Here is a 21,971-nt window from a genome sequence, read left to right as displayed (position 1 = left end):
TTCTTTTTTACAATAAGATTTCATTTTACCTAAAAAATGATATCACCCATGATTTTCCTCACCAATTAACATTCAAGCTGAAAAAATGACCTCTCGGAAATTACCCGTGCAAAAACAGAATACATTATCAAGCAATCAATGAGACAACGCATCCCTCCCAAATGTGACATTGATAAACTGCTTGATTAAAGCATATAAGCCTTATAGAAGAGAGATGAAAAAGATTTCCCTTTATTTACAAAAAACCTGTAGATTCTACAAGAGCTATCATGATTTTCTACAAGTTTTATTATATATCAGGAACATTAAGATTATAAAGGGTATAAATTGCAAAAAAGCTTTGACAAAGAAATTTTTTCTACGTCATTTTTAATTAGCAAAGGAAGAAATCCCTCGAGAGCTATTTCTATATAATCCTCTCATTTAAGATGATGTCTAATCAAGGAGAAAAAATGCAAAGTCATGAAATAAGGTTGTTCGACAATCAGGTTTCCCAAAAAGATTTTTTGATCAGCTATGAAACTGCTGACCAACGTTGGGCTGAATGGATCGCATGGAAATTAGAAGATCAAGGATTCTCGGTAATCTTTCCAGAATGGGATTTTCGACCAGGAATGAACATAATCCACGAACTTCACCGAGCCACCTCACATGTGAAGTCTATTATCATTATCATTTCCCCACATTATATGAATAATTTATATGCTCATCCAGAATGGTCAACATCATTTTCCGACGAATTTTCTGATGAAGAAAGGCAATTATTACTTATTCGCATCGAAGTATGCGAGATAGAAGGATTTCTAGGAAAATTTCTGCCTATTGATATGATTGGTCTCAATCCCAAAGAAGCCAGCACCAAATTAATTGATTCAATAAAAGGTGCAAGGAGAAAAACAAAAGATGAACCACCATTTCCTGGGATCACACCACGCTTCTTTGAGACAAAGCATAATCGAAATCCTTGTTTTGTTGGACGCAGATACACATTCAAACAAATAAATGCTGCTCTTCACAGTAACTTGATACCCATTATCACCCATAGTATTATATCTCAAAACAAAGCAAGTATTGGTAAAACAGAAATTGCAATTGAATATATGTATCGATACCAAAGCAATTATAATTTCATTTTCTGGCTTCAATACAATGCACAAATTGTTTCATCAAACGATCGTTTACATCAAAGTATAAAAAACATAATCCAAGAACTTCAAATTCCAAGGAGCAAAACTAATAATACTAAAGCTGATGCATATTTATTCAAAGAATGGTTAGAAACTCATCATAATTGGTTATTAATTCTTGATAACATCAAGGATACTGCTGAAATCAAGTGGTTTTTGCCCCGGTTAAATACTGGTCATATCATTATCACAACCAGAGAGCGTGAAACCGCTAAGATTGGTGTTCTCATTGAAATTGATGAATTGACTCAAGAAGAAAGCGAACTCACACAAAGACTTGATAAACTAGTTAGTACTGCTCTTCATAGTGAAAATTCAGAGCATATTCACCTAGAACTCAAGGATAATAGTATTGGTAGAGAAAAAGATAATAGCATAGTTCTAGAAGATGCATCTATATCTCCTCATCATGCTATTATCTTTTTCAAAGGTAATCATTTTTATATTATTGACCTCAAGAGCGAATATGGAACGTTTGTAAATCATCAACGAATATTACCTGAGACTCCAGTGATATTAAAAAAAGAAGATAAAATACGTATAGGAAATAAATGGATTGCTTATGATTTAGATACAACAAGAGTATTGGCTCCTACACTTGAACAAGAAACAAGATCAAGTCTACCCAACACCACTAGTTCGGTATCCACTCTAAACAGCGATATATCTTCTTCAAATGCGACTCTCAAACCTCCAACCAGGCCATTTCAAAGTGCAAAAGATATTATTGACCAAATTGGATTAGGGAATATCCCTGATACGTGGAAAGTTTTCCGAAACGATAAATACTCTTTTACTGATCTTACACACACAACAATAGATCTTGAAGTTGCCTTAATAAGGGCATGTTTTGTCCTATTATTTATTACGACTACCTGCTTAGCACTTGCAATTACTATAGCAAAGGGTGCAGGAGGTTTTGATACGACTATCATATTTTTTTTAACAATTTTCCTGGATACTTGCGCAGTATTATTTTTCAGTATTCTAATGATGAATGCAATCAAAAACACGCCTGGTATTATAATGGAAATACCTAATAGAGAGGCATTACTTATACTAATGCCAGAAGGTTTCATTGAATATATCAATAAAGAAACCGTTATCGATCATGTGCTATACGAATATATCTCGATGATGCATATAGAACCCTGTGATGATCACACTTGTGATTTACAATTGTTTTATTATAATGGCAAGCAGGGATTATGGAACCAACGAGCAAATTTTGGGCCTCACATACCTATTGCTAATCAAATCATCACTGCATACAAGAACTATCACAACAAGATGGTATAATATTAGATATGCTAGTCAATATACTATTCTATTTTGTTACTATTTACTGTATTTCTTTCTATCACGATGTTTTTCAAATAGCAAGCTATAGAGGTATATTTACATGGAAAAAGAGCAAGCCATAAGTAATGACAACAAGAAAGACTTTTTTATTAGTTACACTAATACCGATCGTCCCCAGGCTGAATGGATTGCTCATGAACTGGAGCAAGCTAACTATAAGACAATTATTCAAGCTTGGGATTTTCGGCCCGGTTGTAACTTTATAGAGGAAATGGATAGAGCAGCACAAATCGCCAAGCAAACAATTGCAGTACTTTCACCTGAATATTTACAGTCCCAATATGCACGTGATGAATGGACTGTTGCCTTTCAACAAAGATCATTGATTCCTATTAAAATCAAAAAATTTGATATACCTGGATTACTTGGTCCTATTGGTTATATTGACTTAGTGGGCCTAAATGAAGAAAAAGCTCGCGACAAATTACTAAAGGGAATACATCCAGGGCGAGCCAAACCTTCTACAGTTCCTTTTCCAGAATTCTAAGAAGAACTCACTCATTTTCCAGAATTCTAAGAAGAACTCACTCATTCAAGCATCAATGCTATGATGCTTGAATGAAATACGATCCTGAAAATTCCCACTCCTTACCGAGCAAAAGCATTGGATCTGAAGATACCCAAAAAGGGCAGAATAGGCCCAATCACCCCAAGGACAACTGCACCTGTCACACTCATACCAGTAACGTCATCAAACAGGCAGGTAAGCAGAAAGTGCTCTATTCATCAAGCTGTCAGTAACCAGTAGACCAGCAGCTTCACTGAAAGCAGATCGATCAAGAATACCAGCCCCCACAAACATCAAGAACGAGATCTTGCTAGTTAGCTTTACATACAATCCTGCAAAGATAGAATGGAGCTCTCGCACAATAAAAAGCCAGATCACAGCGACCCAATCATCTCGTATCTAACGAGTCTCCAGCTTCAATGGCGTATGGAATAGGAGTAATCAATAACCAGGCTCATCTATTCATATTAAATGGAGCTACTTGTAACATTTTCTGATTGTTGGTTACTGCCATAACCTTTGGAGATAGAGCAAACCAAAGAATGCAACAAATGATAAGATACCACTCTCTTAATTAGCTCTACGTTAGTTGTCTGTATGTCTGACAACGCGCTTTCCTCGACCACCTTCGGTTTCGAGCGACCGATGCGCCTCGGAGATTTTATCCAGGTCGTAGATGCTATGGACCACCGGACGGATGGACCCGGCATCAACATATGCAGTAAGATCAATCATGGTCTCCCGCATAGGCGCAGCGCTAAAAAACTGTACTCTTTTAGGTCCAAAGATATTTGAAGCCAGGATGTAGGCGATATTCTGCGAACCCATAGCCAGACAGAACATTCTGCCGCTATGGCTTAACAACTTGCGATATTGATTCAAGTCCGTTCCTGCCAGGTCGAGCACGACATCAAACGGCTTCAGAGAGGATGGTGGATTTGTACGGTAATCGAGTGCCTCGTCGGCTCCGAGGTCTTTCAAAAAGCCAAGATCTCTGGCCGAGGCGAGCGCAGTGACATGCGCACCGAGTAGTTTCCCCACCTGGACCGCCATGCTCCCGACTCCACCCGCAGCTCCGCGCACAAGCAGGCGTTCACCTGGCTGCAATCTGGCCCTATCGCGCAAGGCGATGATAGCTACCGCACCCACACTGGAGATCGAAGCAGACTCAATTGTGGTGAGGCTTTTCGGGCTCAATGCAATACGGGCGGTCGAGATCGTGACAAAATCTGCAGCACTGCCCTGGCCATATCCTTTTTCAATTGTGAGCGGCATCACGCCCCAGACGCGATCACCGATGTTGAAGTCCGATGCATCGGTATTGAGAGCGACAATCTCTCCCACGAAGTCGATCCCGATGCGTTTAGGAAATTGCTTGCCTGTACGGAAGCGCAGTTTGCCGGAGCGCACGATCGTGTCGATCGGATTAACGCTCGATGCAAGGATGCGCACAAGCGCTTCACCGGGTTCAACCTGAGGACGTGCTACCATGCTTATCTGCAACACATCTGGTGCTCCGTACTGATTATACTCAACGGCACGCATTGTCTCGGTTGTCGTCTTCTCTGTTTGTGTCATGATTTCTTCCTTTTCATGTTTTCTTATTCTTTATAATGAGAACATCTCTTCAGCTCCTTCCAGAAGAGCCGATGTCCTATGTTAATTCTGCAAGATAGTAGCGATGAGACAATCACCAGTTCATTCTGTCCGCCTGGGTACGCTTAAATAGAAGCTTGCACGTCTTGCGGTACGGCACCCTCTAGTTGCGCCAGTTGGTGTAAGGTCTCTAACGTTTCGTCACACCACGTCAGCAAGGCATGGCAGCGCAGAATGCCATAACGCACGGTTATGAGTCGATACGAGAGGAGCAGATCAGCCTGCACGGCAACTAGCAGATCGCGCTCGATCGCTTCATATTTTTCGAGCAGGTGCAACTGAAGCTGCTGGAAGGTATGAATATGCTCTTCGTTCTTCGCGAGTGGGATATGGGCACCAAAGAAGAGTTTGAGTAGCAACTCGATACGCTCTACATCAGACTCAACCGACTCTGAGAGCCAGTCGCGCAGCCCTTCTTTTCCTGGCTCGGTCAGCGTATAGATATACTTCTCAGGCTTCCCCTCATGCTTTTCAGCATGGCGCACTGCCAGCCCCTCTGCGACTAATTGCTTTAGAATAGGATAAATCTGCCCATAGCTCTCGCTCCAGAAATTGCCGGTACTGCATTCCATAAATTTCTTGATGTCATAGCCAGAGCTTGGATAGAAACTCAGCACCCCCATAACCGCATACTTACTTTTATTTTCTTTCGCCATGTGTATCTCATCTTTCTACATCTACATGATATATATCTAACAGATATATATCATGTAGATACAACATTGTCAAGAGGATAGTAAAATAAAAGGGGTAAACCCTTTTGTATATCTATAGTTTGTATTCGTCTCTATAGAAACGGTTACTGTACGGGCATGAAAAGGATATACGTTACAACAATTTATTTGGGTACTGCATATTTGTATATTTACTCAGACACTTCGTCCCTACAGTAGTGAAAAAATCGTGATTATAGTAAAAGGGATAGAAAAATGCTCAATGATGTCTTTTCATATTCGAATACCTTTCATTCTCTAGAGATTTCTTCACCTTTCAACGACGTAATAGACACAAGCTCCTGGAAAAGCGTGCTGCATATTTTACGACAAGAGCAGCCATTGCTGATAAGCGTACAAAGTAAAAACCAGGAGAAGACTATTACCAGGTTGCAATCCATTCTTGAGGGTAAAAAGATACGCTCATTGCAATGGGCATTCGCTCATGCGATCTTAGGAATCGCTTATGTGAGGCGCATTACTGGAGACAAACAGGCAAATATAGCGTATGCTAACCAGTGTTGCGCCAGTGCGCTCACAGTTTTGACACGCGAGAATGAGCCTCAACCATGGGCTTTGGTACAACTCACACGAGGAGAGATTTGTAGAAACCTGCTCTCCGAGGAGAGAGAAAAAAATCTCACACAAGCGCTGGAGTACTGTCAGCAAGCCTTGCAAGTGCATACCCGTGAAACGCTCCCATTCCAGTGGGCATTCACGCACGCCACACTCGGTCACGTGTATAGTGAGATCAGCTACTTTCTAAGCGACCAGCCAGAGATGCTGGACAACGCACTCGCGCATTATCAACAAGCCCTACAAATCATCACGGAAGAGAACGATCCTGTTCAGTGGGCAATTATCCAGCAGGGGCTGGTCCTGATCGCCATTATGAGGCGAGATGCTCTCAAAGCGGACCATTTACAACAAGCAATCACGCTAGGACAATCCAGCTTACGGGTCCTTACCCGCTCGACCTATCCCTTAGAATGGGCCAAAGTTCACGCTTACCTGGGTGAAGCCTATCGCCAGGCAGCAGCCTATGAAGAGCTACAAGAACTCTACAGTGGTCAAGCAGTCATGCAAGAACAAGCGCTCCGACATCTAGATGCGGCCCTTCAGGTCTATACCATAGATGAGTATCACTTTGAATGGACCAAAGTGAAACAATGCGCTGGTATGATCTATTGGGAACGCATCCGAGGCAAGCACGACGAAAACCTGGCACTGGCCAGTGATTGTTTCCAGGCAGCATTAAGTGAAAGTGTCAGAACATGATCTCAATCATCACATCTGGCAGACTTTGGCAACTCGTCCCTGATCTTCTTAGCTAAAGTCGTCCAGACCTTATCGCGTTTGGCACGAGACATCTGATTGAGAGGCAGAGCAGGGTTGTTAATAGTCTGGTATTTACTGAGAGGAGTGTCACCAAACACGCACAATCCCACTACCACAGAAAAAATGGTCACTTCGCCCTGCTCTGCCGCCTGGAGCAACGGAGGTAACTCGACTCTATCGATAAAGTCAGAGGCAAAAAAATTCGCACTCACCAGCAGAACTGCGACTCTCGCAGCATTCAGAGCCTTGTGAATATCCTTCTTCCACTCGCTTCCGGCCTGAATCTGGGTATCGTCCCAGGATTTTATCAGCCCCTTGCGAATATAAAAGGCCAGATGTACATGAAATTCATCGAGAAACCTCTGATCATCGCGATTATAACTTACAAAGACATCGGTACGGGACGGAACAGATTCATCGTGCATACAAATTCCTCCTCAATGATTAGCATAAAAAGTCTTCACTTGCTACGATACATAGCATCAAGTCAACGCAGACCTATCCGCAGAGACGTGCCTCAACCAACTCTCTGCCCTCGGCATTAACGCGGGCACGATTTTTAGCCAGTTTTTGCCGCGCTACGGAGAGCGAGGCCAGCATCGCATGGCGCTCGGAGCGGGCTGATGGCAGCTGCATATGATCGATATCAAAACCGCACCCGATCAGGACGCTACGCAGTTGGACGGTATCATCGACCTTTTCCCACAGCCAGCAGATCATTGCCAGCTGCTGGCGCGGAGGAAGATCAAGCAGCATACGTACAAGACGTTGCAAGAAGAGATGAAACTCTATCTGCTGGATCACCTCATCAGCAGGATCGACCGTTCCATGTGATAGATCGATCACCTCCTCATCATCGATCGGTACTGCGACCATACGCTTCTCCTGGCGCTTCATATCGATGAACTCGCTATAAACGACGCGCTTGACGTAGGAATAAGGATGCGAGACCAGCCCTTTCTCCAACGTCTTCCAGAATTTAATCCGTACACGTTGCGTGAGTTCATCTACTTCCGAGTCATTAAAATCTTCATACCTGAAATTCTGCTGTCCATACAGTAACTTCTTTACCTGAACGAGGATATAGCCATCAACCTCTGCAAGTATCATCTCATTTGTCTTACTCATAATAACTCCTATGATTTATGACAACTCTTTGCGTTTATGTTATTGTGGAGTGTAGATGCATTGATGTACTTCTCCTTCCGGCGATGCTCGCCAGGAGAACCAGACAACAAAGCAGTGAGCTTAGTGAAATCGTAACTCAAAAAGACTTAAGAAAAAACATCATGAAGGGGGCAAGTATGGGGGCAACTTGTGACACTTTTACCGATGAGACTCCCAGCGACATTAATGCAATCAGATTGATTCTATAAGGAGGCGTGGCAAACCCGTGACAAATATGGACCAATCAAAAAAACAACCCAACTATAAGCTACGAAACGCACGCGAGCAACGTAACTGGACTCAAAATGAGGTATCTAAACGAGTCGGTGAGCCTGGTCCTAAGACAGTGGGGCGTTGGGAACGTGGTATCGTCACCCCTAGTCCTCATTATCGTGAACAACTCTGCCAGGCTTTTGGGATGACGCCTGCGGAACTCGGTCTCGAAAAATCCCCTCCCCAGAAAACTGAACCACCGACAGCAGTCTTGCAGCTGCATAAATTACCCATCATCTTTAAAACCTTTATCGGACGCAAACAAGAGGTCGACGATGTAAATGAGATGCTCATACGTCCCGATGTCCGCTTATTGACCCTGCTCGGAACAGGAGGCATCGGAAAAACGAGCCTGGCAATCGTAGCCGCAGGACAGGTAGAGGAGCATTTTGTTGACGACGTGTGCTATATATCACTCGCCCCAATCATTGATCCCGACATGCTCATTCCTACACTGGCCTCAGCACTTGGCCTCCAGGACAGTACATCGCAAACGCCCATGCAGCAGATTAAAAATATCCTCAAGGATAAACATATGCTGCTCGTCATGGATAATTTTGAGCATCTCATCCATGCCGCTAGCATAATTGAGGAACTCCTCCAGGATTGTCCATACATCAAGGTGCTGGTGACAAGTCGCGAGGTGCTGCAACTGGCGGCCGAACACATTTTTGCGGTCCCGGCCCTCACCAAGCCAGATCGGGACAACCTACCCACAGTTGATCATATGATGCAATATGCAGCCGTTGCGCTCTTTGTAAAGCGAGCGCAAGAATATCTTCCCTCCTTCAAACTTACAGAGGCCAACGCGAATGCCGTCGCAGAACTCTGTATACGCCTGGATGGATTGCCTCTCGCGATTGAGCTTGCAGCGGTGCGCATTAAGCTCTTCACTCCCCAGGCGCTCCTTAAAAAACTAAATCAGGATCAGCATATGCTGAAAAATGGCGAGCGTTCTGTCCCTGAACGACACTACACACTTGACTATATGATAAAGTGGAGCTATGACCTGCTCAGCGAACAGGAAAAATGGTTTTTTCAACACTTCTCTGTCTTTCTTGGCGGAGTACAACTTGAGACGATCGAAGCCTGTTTCAATGCAGTCATGCAGCCAGCGTCCATGATCAAAGACATGGTAGAGGTCGTCGATTCGGTCCTGAACAAAACGTTGATTCAGCGCCTCGAACCACAGGAAAACGAGGAACCTCGTTTCATCATGCTTGAGACGATCCGCCAGTATGCACAGGATTGTTTGCGTGAAAGCGGTGAGTTAGAGGCTCAGTATCGTACATACGCCTTGTATTATCTTCAGCTCGTTGAGCAAGCGGCCCCACTGTTGAAAGGGGCAGAGCAAGCACACTGGCTGGCAACATTAGATCTGGAAGTAGATAATTTGCGCAATGCTTTGCGCTGGTTACTTGAACAACAAGAGACTGAGTTGGCCTTACGCTTTAGTGAGGCATTTGGCAAATTTTGCGGCTTACGTGGATATTGGAAGGAGGAACAGCGTTGTCTCACAGAGGCTCTGCAACTTCCCGCGCTTCCAGGAGCACAGCAGCAGGCAATTCGCGCTAAAGTACTGCGACGAGCAGGACATCTCTCGTATCGTCTCCGTGACCTGGTCGATGCACGCTGGCAGCTTGAACAGAGTGCAGCCTACTCTCGTGAAATCCATGACCTGGAAAATCTGGCAGGTGCGTTGAATTCGCTAAGCTGGGTCCTGTATCGTGAAAACGAACCCGAAGAGGCCAATAATCTGCTTCAGGAGTGCGTACAGGTAGCCTATCAATCAAAAAACGATTGGGTTCTGGCAAATGCGCTGGAAAGTCGGGGACGCTTCATGCACAGCCAGGGGAAAAACGCGGAAGCCCACGCACTCCTGGAAGAGAGTATTGCGGCGACCCGCAGAACGCAAGACCCAGAAAGTCTGGCACGCATACTGACAACACAAGTCAACATAGAAATAGCGCAAAACAATCTCGAGCACGCCATGGAGCTTGCACAGGAAAGCCATGAGCTTGCTCTGAAACTGGGCACCAAACCTCTGATTGCTCTGACGATTGATAGATTAGGCGACGTCGCCTTATACCAGGGAAACTACCTGGAGGCCAGAGAGCTCTTCACACAGCGCATTGGCATCGCCGAGCAACTTGGAGACATCTCAACCGTTATCAGCCGGCAGTTAAAATTAGCCGAAGTGGCGCTCGCACTCGGAGATGTCGCGCAAGAAACACCCAATATGGTCAAAAAGGCACTGGACTTCCTCCAGAAACAAGGTGACAAATCCGAGGCCGCAAGTTCATTATGTATCCTGGGAGATCTCCAACTGGCAGCTGGCGATCAGACATATGCGCAAGACTGCTATGTCGCAGTCCTGCAAGGCTACAAAGAGCCTGGTGATAAAAAGCAGGTTGGCCGTAGTCTGATCGGTTTGGCTCAAATCATGCTGGAAAGAGAAAGGAACGATCTCGCTATTATGCTCCTGGAAGCTGCCACATTCTGGATACATACCTTTGATATGCATCCACAGCAACGCAAAATTTTCCTAGTGATGCAAGAGAAAGTCAAGCATTTACTGGAAGCTGCTCATATTACCGCACAATTAGATTACGAAAAGAATACATCTCTTGAGAATATTCTACGCTGCCTTTCATGATTTTGCTGGCTTTTGTCGTCTATAGAAAGTGAGACATTTTTCGCCATCGGGTACTCTTTCGACTTGCCAGGATTAGTCTTGACAGCAATGCGATATATCGTTTATACTCTCAACAGCGGATAACGATATATCGCATTGTATTCTCATTACCCTGTCAGATAACTTGACAACTCAGCCATGATCAAATATACTTAGGTTACCAACTAAATTAGTTACCAATCTACCTGACAGAGAAAGTGAGCCAATGCACATATCTGGCGATCCACCCGAAAATCTACTGGCACAGAAGCTAATGACTTCGATTATGCAGTTCAAACATGGTGGATGGCATCAAAGTCCCATCGATGGCTGTAAGCCAAGCGAAATCAGGGTCTTATTCATTATCCAGAAGAGCGAAGAGCATCTTCATCGCAAGATAAAAGTCTCTGAGATCAGCAAGTATCTGCATGTAACATCACCGACAGTAACACAATTGCTCAAGGGCCTTGAAGTACGTGGCTTGATTGAGCGCCAGACCGATGCAATTGATCGGCGTTCCGTGGTGATCACATTGACACAAAAAGGTGAGCAGATCACACAAAAAGCACACGAGCACGTAATATCCTCCTTTAATGGTCTGGTTGAGTATCTGGGGGAAGAGCAGAGCCAACAACTTGCCGAGTTATTATCCAGCGTCAATACCTACTTTCACGAGAAGGAAGCCAGTCATAATCAGTCACCATGGAGTGGAGACGAGGAAGTATGATCAAATTATTCAGATTTTTAAAGCCCTATCGACCTCAGATCGGTATCGTCTTAGTCTTTGTACTATTACAAGCCTTATCTGATCTCTATCTGCCGACGCTGATGGCAGATATCGTCGACACAGGGATCGTCAAGGGCGACACCAACTACATCTTGCGCGTCGGTGGTTTCATGCTGGCAATCGCAATCGGAGGCGCTCTCTGCGCGATCGTGGCCAGTTACTTTTCATCGAAGATCGCTACCGGGTTCGGCAAGATCATGCGCGGCAAGATTTTCAATAATGTCGAAACATTCTCGCTGCACGAGTTCGATACCTTCAGTACGGCATCGCTGATCACACGCACGACCAATGATACCACGCAGATTCAGCAGGTGCTGATCATTATGCTGCGCCTGATGATTTATGCTCCGATGATCTGTATCGGCGGTATTATTATGGCTGTCCTGCAGGATGCTACCCTTGCCTGGATCATCGTCGCGGTCATCCCCATCATCGTCATCTCGGTCCTGCTGATCACCAGCAAAGGCATCCCGCTCTTTAAAATCATGCAGGAAAAGCTTGATAAGTTAAATCTGATCTTAAATGAGGGATTGGTCGGTGTGCGCGTCATTCGTGCCTTCGATCGTACCAGCCACGAAAAGGCACGCTTTGATCACGCCAATGAGGATCTCACTCAGACCGCGATCAGCGCCAACCGCATCATTGCAGCCCTGATGCCAATTATGATGCTGGTGATGAACGTCTCAACCATCGCGATCGTCTGGTTCGGCAGTGTACGCATCGATGCTGGCCAGATGCAGGTCGGAGCGCTGATTGCCTTCCTGCAATATGCGATCCAGATCATGTTTGCGCTGATGATGGTCTCGATGATGTTCATCATGATCCCTCGCGCCTCAGCATCCGCCGTCAGAATCAACGCCGTGCTTGAGACCAAGCCAGCCTTGTTTGATCCTGAACAGCCCAAAGAGACAGGTGACCAGAAGGGGTACGTCGAGTTTAAAGATGTGACCTTCAGCTATCCAGGGGCGGAAGAGCCTGCGATTAAAAACATCACCTTCAGCGCAAAGCCCGGCGAGGTCACAGCGATCATCGGTGGCACCGGAGCCGGTAAATCGACGCTCGTGAATCTCATCCCGCGCTTCTACGATGTCGATAGCGGCAGTGTGCTGGTCGACGATCTGGATGTGCGCGAAATGACGCAGGAAAGCTTGCGGGCTAAGATCGGCTTCGTGCCGCAAAAAGCCGTGCTCTTCTCAGGGTCCGTCACCAACAACATGTACTATGGCAAAGAAGATGCCACACAAGAAGAGATCGAGCACGCAGCAAAGATCGCTCAGGCCACCGAATTTATCACAGGCATGACAGATGGCTTTGACGCCACCATCTCTCAGGGAGGCACAAACATTTCGGGTGGACAGAAACAACGCCTCTCGATTGCCCGTGCCCTGGTCCGACGGCCAGAGATCTACATCTTCGACGATACATTCTCGGCGCTCGATTTCAAGACCGACGCTCGTCTACGCGCCGCACTACACCAAGAGACCAGACAATCAACCGTTTTGATCGTCGCTCAGAGAGTCAGTACCGTCATGGATGCCGATCAGATTATTGTCCTGGATGAAGGCAAAATCACAGGTATCGGTACCCATCACGAATTGATGGAATCAAGTGAGGTATATCGTGAAATTGTATCCTCACAACTGTCAGCGGAGGAAATCGCATGATGAATAGACCCACGAGTGGTCCCGCACGTGGTCCGATGGGTGGTGGCCCGATGGGCGGAGGCCCCATGAGTGGCTTTGGCATGGTTGTGCAAAAGCCAAAAGATTTTAAGGGCACCCTGATGCGCTTTACGGGCTACTTAAAACCATATACCATCGCTCTGGTGGCAGTTTTTGTCGCAGCGATCATCAGCACCATCTTTACCATCCTGAGCCCAAAGATCCTGGGTCAGGCCACAACAACGTTATTCAATGGCATCATCTCAAAGATGCATGGTGGACCCGGCGTTGATTTCGCCAATATCATGCATATCTTGATGATCTTAGCAGTGCTCTATGTCATCAGTGCAGGCTTCAACTATCTGCAACAATATATCATGTCAGGCGTGGCACAGAGAACCGTCTATGACATGCGCAAAGAGGTCGATGAGAAGCTGACGCGGCTCCCGCTGAAATTCTATGACTCCCGCACGCATGGAGAGATCCTCAGCCGCGCAGTCAACGATATGGATAATATCAGTAGCACCTTGCAGCAGAGTCTCACGCAGCTTGTAACATCGATTGTGACGATCGTAGGCGTCATCGTGATGATGCTGACCATCAATCTGCTCCTGACCGGCGTAGTGATCATCACCCTGCCGCTCAGCATCTTGGCCACGATGACCGTCGCCAAACGCTCGCAGAACTACTTTAAGGATCAGCAGCGAGCGCTGGGACAGCTCAACGGACACGTTGAAGAGATGTATACCGGTCATAAAATCGTCAAAGCCTTCGGTTTTGAAAAACGATCCATCGAAACATTTGCCGAGCTCAATGACAATCTCTACAACGCTGGCTGGAAAGCGCAATTCATGTCCGGCATCATCATGCCGCTGATCACCTTCGTAGGCAACCTGGGCTACGTACTCGTCAGCGTCATCGGTGGCATCATGGTTACCAAGCGAGCGATTGAGATCGGCGATATCCAGGCTTTCCTGCAATATGCACGACAGTTCTCGATGCCAATCACGCAGCTAGCCAACATCGCCAATATCATCCAATCAACCATCGCCTCGGCCGAGCGCGTCTTCGAACTGCTCGATGAGGAGGAAGAGATTCCTGAAGCAGTCAATGCCGAGGTCATCGAGGTACCACAGGGATCGGTGCAATTCGATCACGTCAAATTTGGCTACAAAGAAGATGCGATCCTGATGGAGGATATGAATATCAATGTCAAGCCGGGACAGACCATCGCGATCGTCGGCCCTACCGGAGCCGGCAAAACGACGCTGGTCAATCTGTTGATGCGCTTCTACGAGCTCTACGACGGCAGCATCCTGGTCGATGGACATAATATCACCGAGCTCAAGCGCGGCAACCTGCGCAGGATGTTCGGCATGGTGCTCCAGGACACCTGGCTCTTCAACGGAACTATTCGGGATAATATCGCCTACGGTCGCGATGGCGCAACGGAGGCTGAGATCATTCAGGCTTCGCAGGCGGCGCACGCGGACCACTTCATCAGGACGCTACCCGATAGCTACAACACCATCCTGAACGAAGAGGCTACCAACATCTCGCAAGGTCAGAAGCAGTTGCTGACGATCGCCCGCGCCGTGCTCGCCAATCCACCGATCTTGATCCTGGACGAAGCGACCAGCAGCGTCGACACCCGCACAGAGATACTGATCCAGAAAGCCATGAACCAGTTGATGCAAGGCCGCACAAGCTTTGTCATCGCACACCGGCTCTCAACCATCCGAGACGCCGACCTGATCCTGGTCATGAACCACGGCAGCATCATCGAACAGGGTACACACGAAGGGCTGCTCGAACAGAAAGGCTTCTACGCCGATCTCTATAACAGCCAGTTCTCCACCGGATCAGAAGAGGAACTTCAGGAGCCTCAGATCCCTGTCAAGGCCAGTTAAACACAAACGTGTACGACGCCGAAGTGGCGTCGTACACTTGCTAGCTTGATCCCTTGAAAGCCGCCATCGCCTCCCGCACTCCATAGTAGACAATCACAAGCGAGGCCAGCGGATCTGCCCACCACCAGCCAAAGAGAGCTGTCAGCAGCAGCCCAACCAGGACGGAACCAGCCAGATAGGCATCAACCAGCGTGACACGCCCCTCGGTGAGCAAGACCTCATTCTTCAATTGCCGTCCCGTGATCCTTTTGCCGGCAGCCAGAAGTAGCATGGCAATAAAGGTTGCGGCAATCCAGAGCATGCCTCCCAACGATGTGATAGCATGCGTCCCCGTCAAAAAGACGTAGAGCAGTTGTGCCACAATATAGATCACCAGGGCAACAAATGCGCTTCCGATAAGGCGGAGCGCCAGCCGTTCACGATCTTGATTCACGCCAGTAAGCTGCCACACAACGACGACCGAGGCAAAGATCTCGATAAGAGAATCGAGTCCAAATCCAGCCAGTGCCACGGAATGAGCGGCAAGCGCCGCCAGGACAACGATCATGACACCAACGATATTCCATCCCAGGGTAAGATATTCCAGCAGTAATCCTCGTTTGAGGAGAGCAGTTTGACTCAAAACGACCTCCAGTTCATCAATAAACACCTACATTGTATCTCAGATGAACGAGGAGGCCGTCATGTTTCAAACGATACCGCTTACGCTTTGAGGTTGAGTTTCCAGACACTACGACCATGGGTGGCCGCATAGAGAACTGTATTCTTTGGATCGATCGCCAGGCTATAAACAGCAACGGTGGGCAGTCCCGAGGCCGCTGGATGCCAGCGATTTCCACCATGATCAAGGACAGCAACGCCAAAGTCGGTTGAGATGTACAGGTCACGCGTACTACTATTGTAAGCAATACCTGTTACGGGAGCATCACCCAGATTGTGGCTAATGTCGATCCACGTGGCCTTACCTGTTGTGGGATTATAGGTTACGTCGAAGACATGCCCCGGCGTGTTTGGCGTGTAGGCGTTATACCCGGAGAAGGTGACTACCGCATGATTGGTATTAGCTGGATCGACGGCGATCCCACTGATGAAGCGCGCAGGTTGCGCCGCTGTATCCAGGCGTGTAAATGAGACACTGGCAGCGTCGGTCGCATTGGCATTCTTCGAGATGAAGAGGCGTCCAAGTCGGGTTGCAGCCCACAACGTATTCTTATCACCAGATGTGCGTCCCAGAGCCACAACGTAGCTTCCACCGGATGCTGTAGTCGTCTTATCGGTCCCAAAGGTCGTATCGGAGAGATTTTGACCAAGCGGTACCCAGTCGCCACAGACAGCATCGACGGAAAAGTCTCCTGTATATTCGTTACAATGCTGATCCAGGTACGCCTGATTGCCAGCATCGTCGGTGGTACGCCAGACGTGTTCGAGCCCACCAAAGACGGTTCCGCCGACGGCAGGATCTGCAATGAGGGGTATATAGAATGAACTACGTTCACCGCTAGCAGCCAGAGGCTGAGCCATATAGTCCCATCCAGCTGGATCGTTACCGTGGAAGTTCACATCACCATTTGGATTGTAGTACATGTGGAAGCGGATCGATGGATGAGCATAGTCAATCGCCGTTTGTCCTCCATCACCACCTACGGTTTCAAGAGAGGATGTACCTGTATCCTTACTCCCGCTGAAGGCCCATGATCCATTATCCTGCGTGCCACCAATCAGGTCTGTGGTGGGCGCTTGTGGATTCATCGAAACGCTCTGGAATTGCAGCGTGGCTAATCCAGGATTCAGGCTGGTGATATGGGTGGGAATAACTTTCAGCGAGATCTTACACTCGGCCAAACCTGCCGCATCTAATCCTCGCGTATTGCACTGGCTGGAAGCATCGGTGAACTGTCCATCGGTGCGCACCACACCGCCATCAGAGCCGATAAAAGTGATATCTGGATTCGTCGGTGAGAAGGCCAACGCGTGTTGGTCAGGATGCATCCCTAAAGGAGGATTCTCATTATCGTCGGTCATATCGGTAAAGGTCACCCCCCCATCAGTTGAGCGCTGCACCGCACGACCATTGGATGGAGGGGTCGAGGTAAAGACTTCATCGTAGTTCATTGAACCACCCAGCCAGACCGTATCGGGATGTCCTGGAGGCGATGCCACAAACATATCATAGCTACACTGCGATTCACAGAAGTCGTAGGAAGTATAACCAGCCGTCCCCTGAGTGGGATTGGAAAGTGAGATCCAGCCAGGATTAGCGACTCCATTCGTCAAAGTGCTGGCTGCTACATTGGCGTTATCAACACGGAATAGCAGCGAGGTAGTACCATCTGTATCACCAACATAGATGCGCAGCTTATTCCCCGTTGGCGCCAGTGCGAACTCGGTCCGAGTTCCAAGGCTATTGGCAGTGGTTCCACCACCGGCGGAGGCAAAGACCTGCTCAAAAACTCCATTCTCTGTCTTACGGTACAAGCCATAGTCAAACACAGAGAAGTAGACACGTGAAGAGGCATGAGCCGCCAGACCAGTACGATCAAGCAAGATTTTAGAGACACCGCCACGGAAGTAGTCACTGCCATTGGGAGAGTTGGGATTCGTTGTGTCGGTGGCCTGAGAAAACGTGAGCTTGAAGGTTGCGCCGCCATCAATTGATTCGTATAAACCAATCTTGGGAGCATCGGGAGGGGTCCAACGTCCACCATTCACGGCCGAAGCTCCATGGCGGGCGAGCGCTGTTCCAATATAGATATGCTTGCGATTAAGAGGATCAATGGCAATGGCAGCGATCGAACGATCTTTGGCAGCCGCAATACTGCCCGTGACAAGATGCCAGGAGAGTCCCAGGTCCGTCGATTTGTAAAGACCAACGCCTGCTTCAGAGTCGCTTGAGCCGTTTGGCTCTCCAGTTCCGACATAGATAGTGCGACCTGTTGGGTCGGTTGGATCTTGATAGAGTGAACCAATTGCGTTGGATGCCAGACCCAGAGAAGCGGATTTCCAGGTGGGCTGCGCGGCCAGACCATTGAAGGTCACCCAGACACCACCACCAGCCGCTCCAAGCCAGGCGGGACAAAATGCTTGCGTACAATTCTTGGAGATAAGTAGCGCGGTGACGCGACCAGAGTTTGTCGTAGCTCTCCCTGTATATGTCGCTTCAGTGGCAGCATTTCCAACACTGGGACCTACCAGCTGCCAATTTTGATTGTTCCATTTTGCCACATTTCCCATCACACCCTGAAAGGCGTTATAGGCACCGATGGTCTGGGCATAGCTCACATTGGTATGCGGATAGGCACTGTCTGCGTATTGCTGCTGAGTCAGGGCATCTACACTTGCATCGCCCGTTCCCTGATCGTTCCCATTATCATCGATACCATCCTCTGGATGAGTCGCCAGAAAATGGTTGTAGTGAGATTGTAAAGGAAGCGCTGATGCAGAGTTGCCTGGCAGGAGTAAGACCAAAACAGCCAGCACCAGGATCAAATGCCAGGCAAGGTGCCGCGATTTAAACGTATAGCGTCGTAGAAACATATTGGCATGAACCTCCATATTCTAGCCTCGCATAGAGAGTGTCAGAGCAGATCGCTCATGAATACTCTCTATGCTACATACCCGAAGAATGAGGAGAAATGCAGGCGCATACATCAATACAAATCGTCTACTAACAACTAACATAATTTGTAGAGAAAGCATACATCAAAAACCAGCATATTTCACAGGGGGATAATATAATGTGTTCCACATATGTAGAGAAAAAGGCAAAAACCACACAATGAAAGCAAGAAAAAGCTATGCGCCACACAAGTATTCATTTGTTATAATGCAATTGGCACCATTATAACAGTTAAAATAATTATATCCCTGATCAGATCTGGACACCTCATTCTTTAGGAAAAGCATATACGTACTATATGCCATAAAACGACAAAAAATTCAAGGATACCAGGAATAGAATTCAGTCATAATACGAGAGATGCGTTGTTATATGATATCAAAATCATTCACGCTCTGATCAATTGGGCATATGTCTCCACTACACCTCGCTAGTATAGCTCTACCGACTCATAAAATCCCCCACTCAGGGGAAGAAGCATGCCAGTTATTTTGCTATACTCAGAAACAGGTTGAGTCAATCACCAAGCTACATACTCTATATACCAGCGACGTATGACCCAAATGAGTACTGATGTCACACTCTTCTCATCGATACGAAATAAAAGATGCGCCCGGCATAAAGTGTCGAGCAAGCGCAGAGCAAGGATGGCACTGCACAGCTCTGGATTACCGATGGGATCTAATTTTGCACGAGATCTCATCATCCAAACAATTCCAGTGAAAAGGCTGTTCAATAGCGAAGATAGAGGAAGGAGAATGTCCGTTCACAGGTAGTGAAGTCGTTTATTATATCCTGCCTACCGGACAACCTGTAAATATATGGATAGTATAGATCAAATAAAAACGGCTGTATCGACAGATAAAAATCCGCAAAACCTTTTTCTTAATCAGGTCGAGACGAAAAAGCTTCAGGAGCCAGTATCTCCTCTCGATAGACGCAGAAAAAAAAGAAAAAAGCTGCGAACCATAGGGAAAAATATACTCTTAACCATCCTCACCGTCGCCTATACCCTCAGTTTCACCATAGCGGGATTTCTTTTTTCTGACTATCAAGAGCTACTCCCAAAAGTCGATCAGTACGCCCATCAAAACATCTCTCAGGACTCACACATCTATGATCGCAACAATGTACTGCTCTACGACGTCTACGATCGAAATCAGGTCAACGGTGGGCGGAGAGTTCCCGTGGCCCTACAAGATATCCCAAAGGTGATGCAGGATGCGATGATCGCAACCGAGGATAAAACGTTCTGGACTGATCCCGGCGTCAACGTGCAGAGTACTCTTCGTGCAGCGGTCAAAGGAGATGGAGGAGCAAGTACCATCACTCAGCAAGTCATCAAGAACCTCTCACATAACGCGCAACACACAAAGGCACGCAAGCTTCAGGAAGCGCTCCTCGCGATCGGCATGACACAAAAATACACCAAGGCTGAAATTCTGGACATGTATTTTAATGTCGCCGCCTTTGGCTCCTTCGACGTCGGCGTAGAATCCGCCACAGAAGCATTTTTTCACCTGGGAAGCGACTGCTCCATACATGACAAATGTAAGCCTGGCATCGCACGCCTGGAATATAACGCACAAGGACAGCTTGATCCTATTCTGGGGCTGGCAAGAGCCTCGCTCCTGGCTGCCATGCCCAACGCTCCTGGCACCATCGATCCAACGCTCGGGCCAGAGGCTAAACAGCGAGCCCTCGCACGGCAAAAAATCGTGCTACAGGCTATGATCTTGCAGCATATGAGCGTGGATGGACAGGCCATTACGATTTCAATGGCCCATCAAGCCGAAAAGCTGATAGCTCAGACCAATTTTGCAGCCTATCCGCACACAAAACGCGCTCCCTATTTTGTGGATTGGGTTGTCAATCAGATTGCCTTGCAGTTGGGAGATGGCAACTACGCAGCAGGTATCGATCTGCTGGAACATGGTGGTTATAACATTCATACGACAATCGATGTGAATCTGGAAGAGTACGTCGCACGGGCAATTGATCAACACATCAACAAGCCCGACTATCAATATTATCCCCTGAGTCTGCGTGGCGACATGGTCCTCAGTCAGCAGTTGAACATCCATAGCGCCGCCGTCGTCGTGATAAATGCAAAGACCGGTGAGGTTCTGGCAATGGTGGGCGGTGCCGATTATAATTCCACAGATCCAGAAGTTGGTGGCGAATATAATATGGTTGTGCCTTCCAGCTGGGACCCAAATATTCCGGCAGGACGTTTACCAGGCACAACCATGTATCCTATCGACTACGCAGCCTCACTTCAAAGCACGTTGTCCCGCCAAAATGATTCAGACTTTCCCTCCGACGCCGACTTGACCCTGTCATCGAGCGATTTCGGTTTAAAAGCAGCTTTGACTGCTGGCCCGACAGAAATGATCGCGACAGCACATCGTCTGGGTATCACAACCCCAAAAAATATGACAGCCCCGTCAATTGTCAAGCCCGAGCCAAACGCCGAAGGTGAGACTACTCAGTCAATCGAGGACAATAATCTGCTAAAGTTTGCCAATGGTCAGGTCAATGCGTCGCTCCTGCAAATGACCGGTGCCTATCAGGCCTTCGCCAATCAGGGAAAAATCGTATCCCCCACAGGGATACTCGATATCTATGATCGAAATGGGAAGCAAGTATATCGCTACAACACGACACAACCTCCGGCCACACAAGCAGTCTCCGCAGCAATTGCCAGGAGTATTACCACCGACTTGAGCGATAATCCGACCCGCGCCGATAAATTCGGCGACGATCAACGGATCTCTTTTGCCGATCAAGATCCTCAATGCGCCGATAGTGTATCAGCTTGCAAATATCCAGTCGCCGTCCAGACCAGTAACACCGACGAGACGGAGGACGGCAATACTACAATTGGCTATACCTCAAACGTGGTCGTTGGCACCTGGGTCGGCAATGTCAATGGATCGCGTATGAATAGCGCCGTCGTGGGCGCAACCGGAGCGCTGCCAATCTGGCACAGCGTCATCGAACGAGCACTGGGGTGGTGCGGGACCACTCCCACCGACAGCCCCTATTTTCGCTCGGACAATGTAAGCTGTGGACCCAATCCACAAATTCAATTGACAACAATGCAGAAATAAGAAAAG

General features: G+C 47.4%; 14 protein-coding genes. 8 read left to right on the top strand and 6 right to left on the bottom strand.

The window, feature by feature from the left end; translation table 11 throughout:
- Positions 1-452: 452 nt before the first annotated feature.
- Positions 453-2,486 carry a TIR domain-containing protein gene (locus AC27N8_RS30140; protein ID WP_487072449.1) on the top strand — a complete coding sequence of 678 codons (2,034 nt, stop codon included), beginning with the start codon at positions 453-455 and terminating at the stop codon, positions 2,484-2,486.
- Positions 2,487-2,589: 103 nt separating this feature from the next.
- Positions 2,590-3,036 carry a toll/interleukin-1 receptor domain-containing protein gene (locus tag AC27N8_RS30135; RefSeq protein WP_487072447.1) on the top strand — a complete coding sequence of 149 codons (447 nt, stop codon included), beginning with the start codon at positions 2,590-2,592 and terminating at the stop codon, positions 3,034-3,036.
- A gap of 606 nt (positions 3,037-3,642) precedes the next feature.
- On the opposite strand, the gene AC27N8_RS30130 is transcribed toward AC27N8_RS30135, so the two are convergent.
- A complete protein-coding gene (locus tag AC27N8_RS30130) occupies positions 3,643-4,635 on the bottom strand; it encodes an NAD(P)-dependent alcohol dehydrogenase (protein ID WP_487072445.1) in 993 nt (330 codons plus the stop codon).
- Positions 4,636-4,778: 143 nt separating this feature from the next.
- Positions 4,779-5,369: a PadR family transcriptional regulator gene (locus AC27N8_RS30125; RefSeq protein WP_487072443.1), complete on the bottom strand. Its 591-nt coding sequence runs from the start codon at positions 5,367-5,369 to the stop codon at positions 4,779-4,781.
- 273 nt (positions 5,370-5,642) lie between these two features.
- On the opposite strand from AC27N8_RS30125, the gene AC27N8_RS30120 reads away from it, so the two are divergent.
- Positions 5,643-6,704 carry a hypothetical protein gene (locus tag AC27N8_RS30120; RefSeq protein WP_487072441.1) on the top strand — a complete coding sequence of 354 codons (1,062 nt, stop codon included), beginning with the start codon at positions 5,643-5,645 and terminating at the stop codon, positions 6,702-6,704.
- A 2-nt stretch (positions 6,705-6,706) separates the two neighbouring features.
- Here AC27N8_RS30120 and AC27N8_RS30115 read toward each other — a convergent pair whose 3' ends face one another.
- Positions 6,707-7,189: a toll/interleukin-1 receptor domain-containing protein gene (locus tag AC27N8_RS30115; protein ID WP_487072439.1), complete on the bottom strand. Its 483-nt coding sequence runs from the start codon at positions 7,187-7,189 to the stop codon at positions 6,707-6,709.
- Between the two features lie 73 nt (positions 7,190-7,262).
- Positions 7,263-7,892 (bottom strand): RNA polymerase sigma factor, encoded by a 630-nt coding sequence (locus AC27N8_RS30110; protein ID WP_487072437.1) that lies wholly within the window; start codon positions 7,890-7,892, stop codon positions 7,263-7,265.
- Between the two features lie 274 nt (positions 7,893-8,166).
- Between AC27N8_RS30110 and AC27N8_RS30105 the strand changes: the two genes are divergently transcribed.
- The 4 genes from AC27N8_RS30105 to AC27N8_RS30090 all read left to right on the top strand — a co-directional run bounded on the left by AC27N8_RS30105 (position 8,167) and on the right by AC27N8_RS30090 (position 15,236).
- The gene (locus AC27N8_RS30105; protein ID WP_487074778.1) at positions 8,167-10,860 is read left to right on the top strand and encodes a helix-turn-helix domain-containing protein; all 2,694 of its coding nucleotides are present in this window, start codon (positions 8,167-8,169) and stop codon (positions 10,858-10,860) included.
- A gap of 244 nt (positions 10,861-11,104) precedes the next feature.
- Positions 11,105-11,605, top strand: coding sequence for a MarR family winged helix-turn-helix transcriptional regulator (locus AC27N8_RS30100; protein WP_487072435.1), 501 nt, complete (start codon positions 11,105-11,107; stop codon positions 11,603-11,605).
- Positions 11,602-13,329 (top strand): ABC transporter ATP-binding protein, encoded by a 1,728-nt coding sequence (locus AC27N8_RS30095; protein WP_487072433.1) that lies wholly within the window; start codon positions 11,602-11,604, stop codon positions 13,327-13,329. Before AC27N8_RS30100 ends, AC27N8_RS30095 begins: the two co-directional genes overlap by 4 nt.
- Positions 13,329-15,236: an ABC transporter ATP-binding protein gene (locus tag AC27N8_RS30090; RefSeq protein ID WP_487074776.1), complete on the top strand. Its 1,908-nt coding sequence runs from the start codon at positions 13,329-13,331 to the stop codon at positions 15,234-15,236. Before AC27N8_RS30095 ends, AC27N8_RS30090 begins: the two co-directional genes overlap by 1 nt.
- 40 nt (positions 15,237-15,276) lie before the next feature.
- Here AC27N8_RS30090 and AC27N8_RS30085 read toward each other — a convergent pair whose 3' ends face one another.
- Both AC27N8_RS30085 and AC27N8_RS30080 read right to left on the bottom strand, forming a co-directional pair.
- Positions 15,277-15,858: a cation diffusion facilitator family transporter gene (locus tag AC27N8_RS30085; RefSeq protein ID WP_487072431.1), complete on the bottom strand. Its 582-nt coding sequence runs from the start codon at positions 15,856-15,858 to the stop codon at positions 15,277-15,279.
- Between the two features lie 80 nt (positions 15,859-15,938).
- Positions 15,939-18,770 (bottom strand): WD40/YVTN/BNR-like repeat-containing protein, encoded by a 2,832-nt coding sequence (locus tag AC27N8_RS30080; RefSeq protein WP_487072429.1) that lies wholly within the window; start codon positions 18,768-18,770, stop codon positions 15,939-15,941.
- Positions 18,771-19,673: 903 nt separating this feature from the next.
- Here AC27N8_RS30080 and AC27N8_RS30075 point away from each other — a divergent pair.
- Complete coding sequence (locus tag AC27N8_RS30075) at positions 19,674-21,965, top strand: transglycosylase domain-containing protein (RefSeq protein ID WP_487072427.1); 2,292 nt, start codon at positions 19,674-19,676, stop codon at positions 21,963-21,965.
- Positions 21,966-21,971: the final 6 nt, after the last annotated feature.

It is taken from the genome of Dictyobacter sp. Z7_2 (assembly GCF_057551105.1).
Note: the sequence above shows the minus strand (reverse complement) of the source record. Positions and strands in the feature narration are given on the sequence as shown.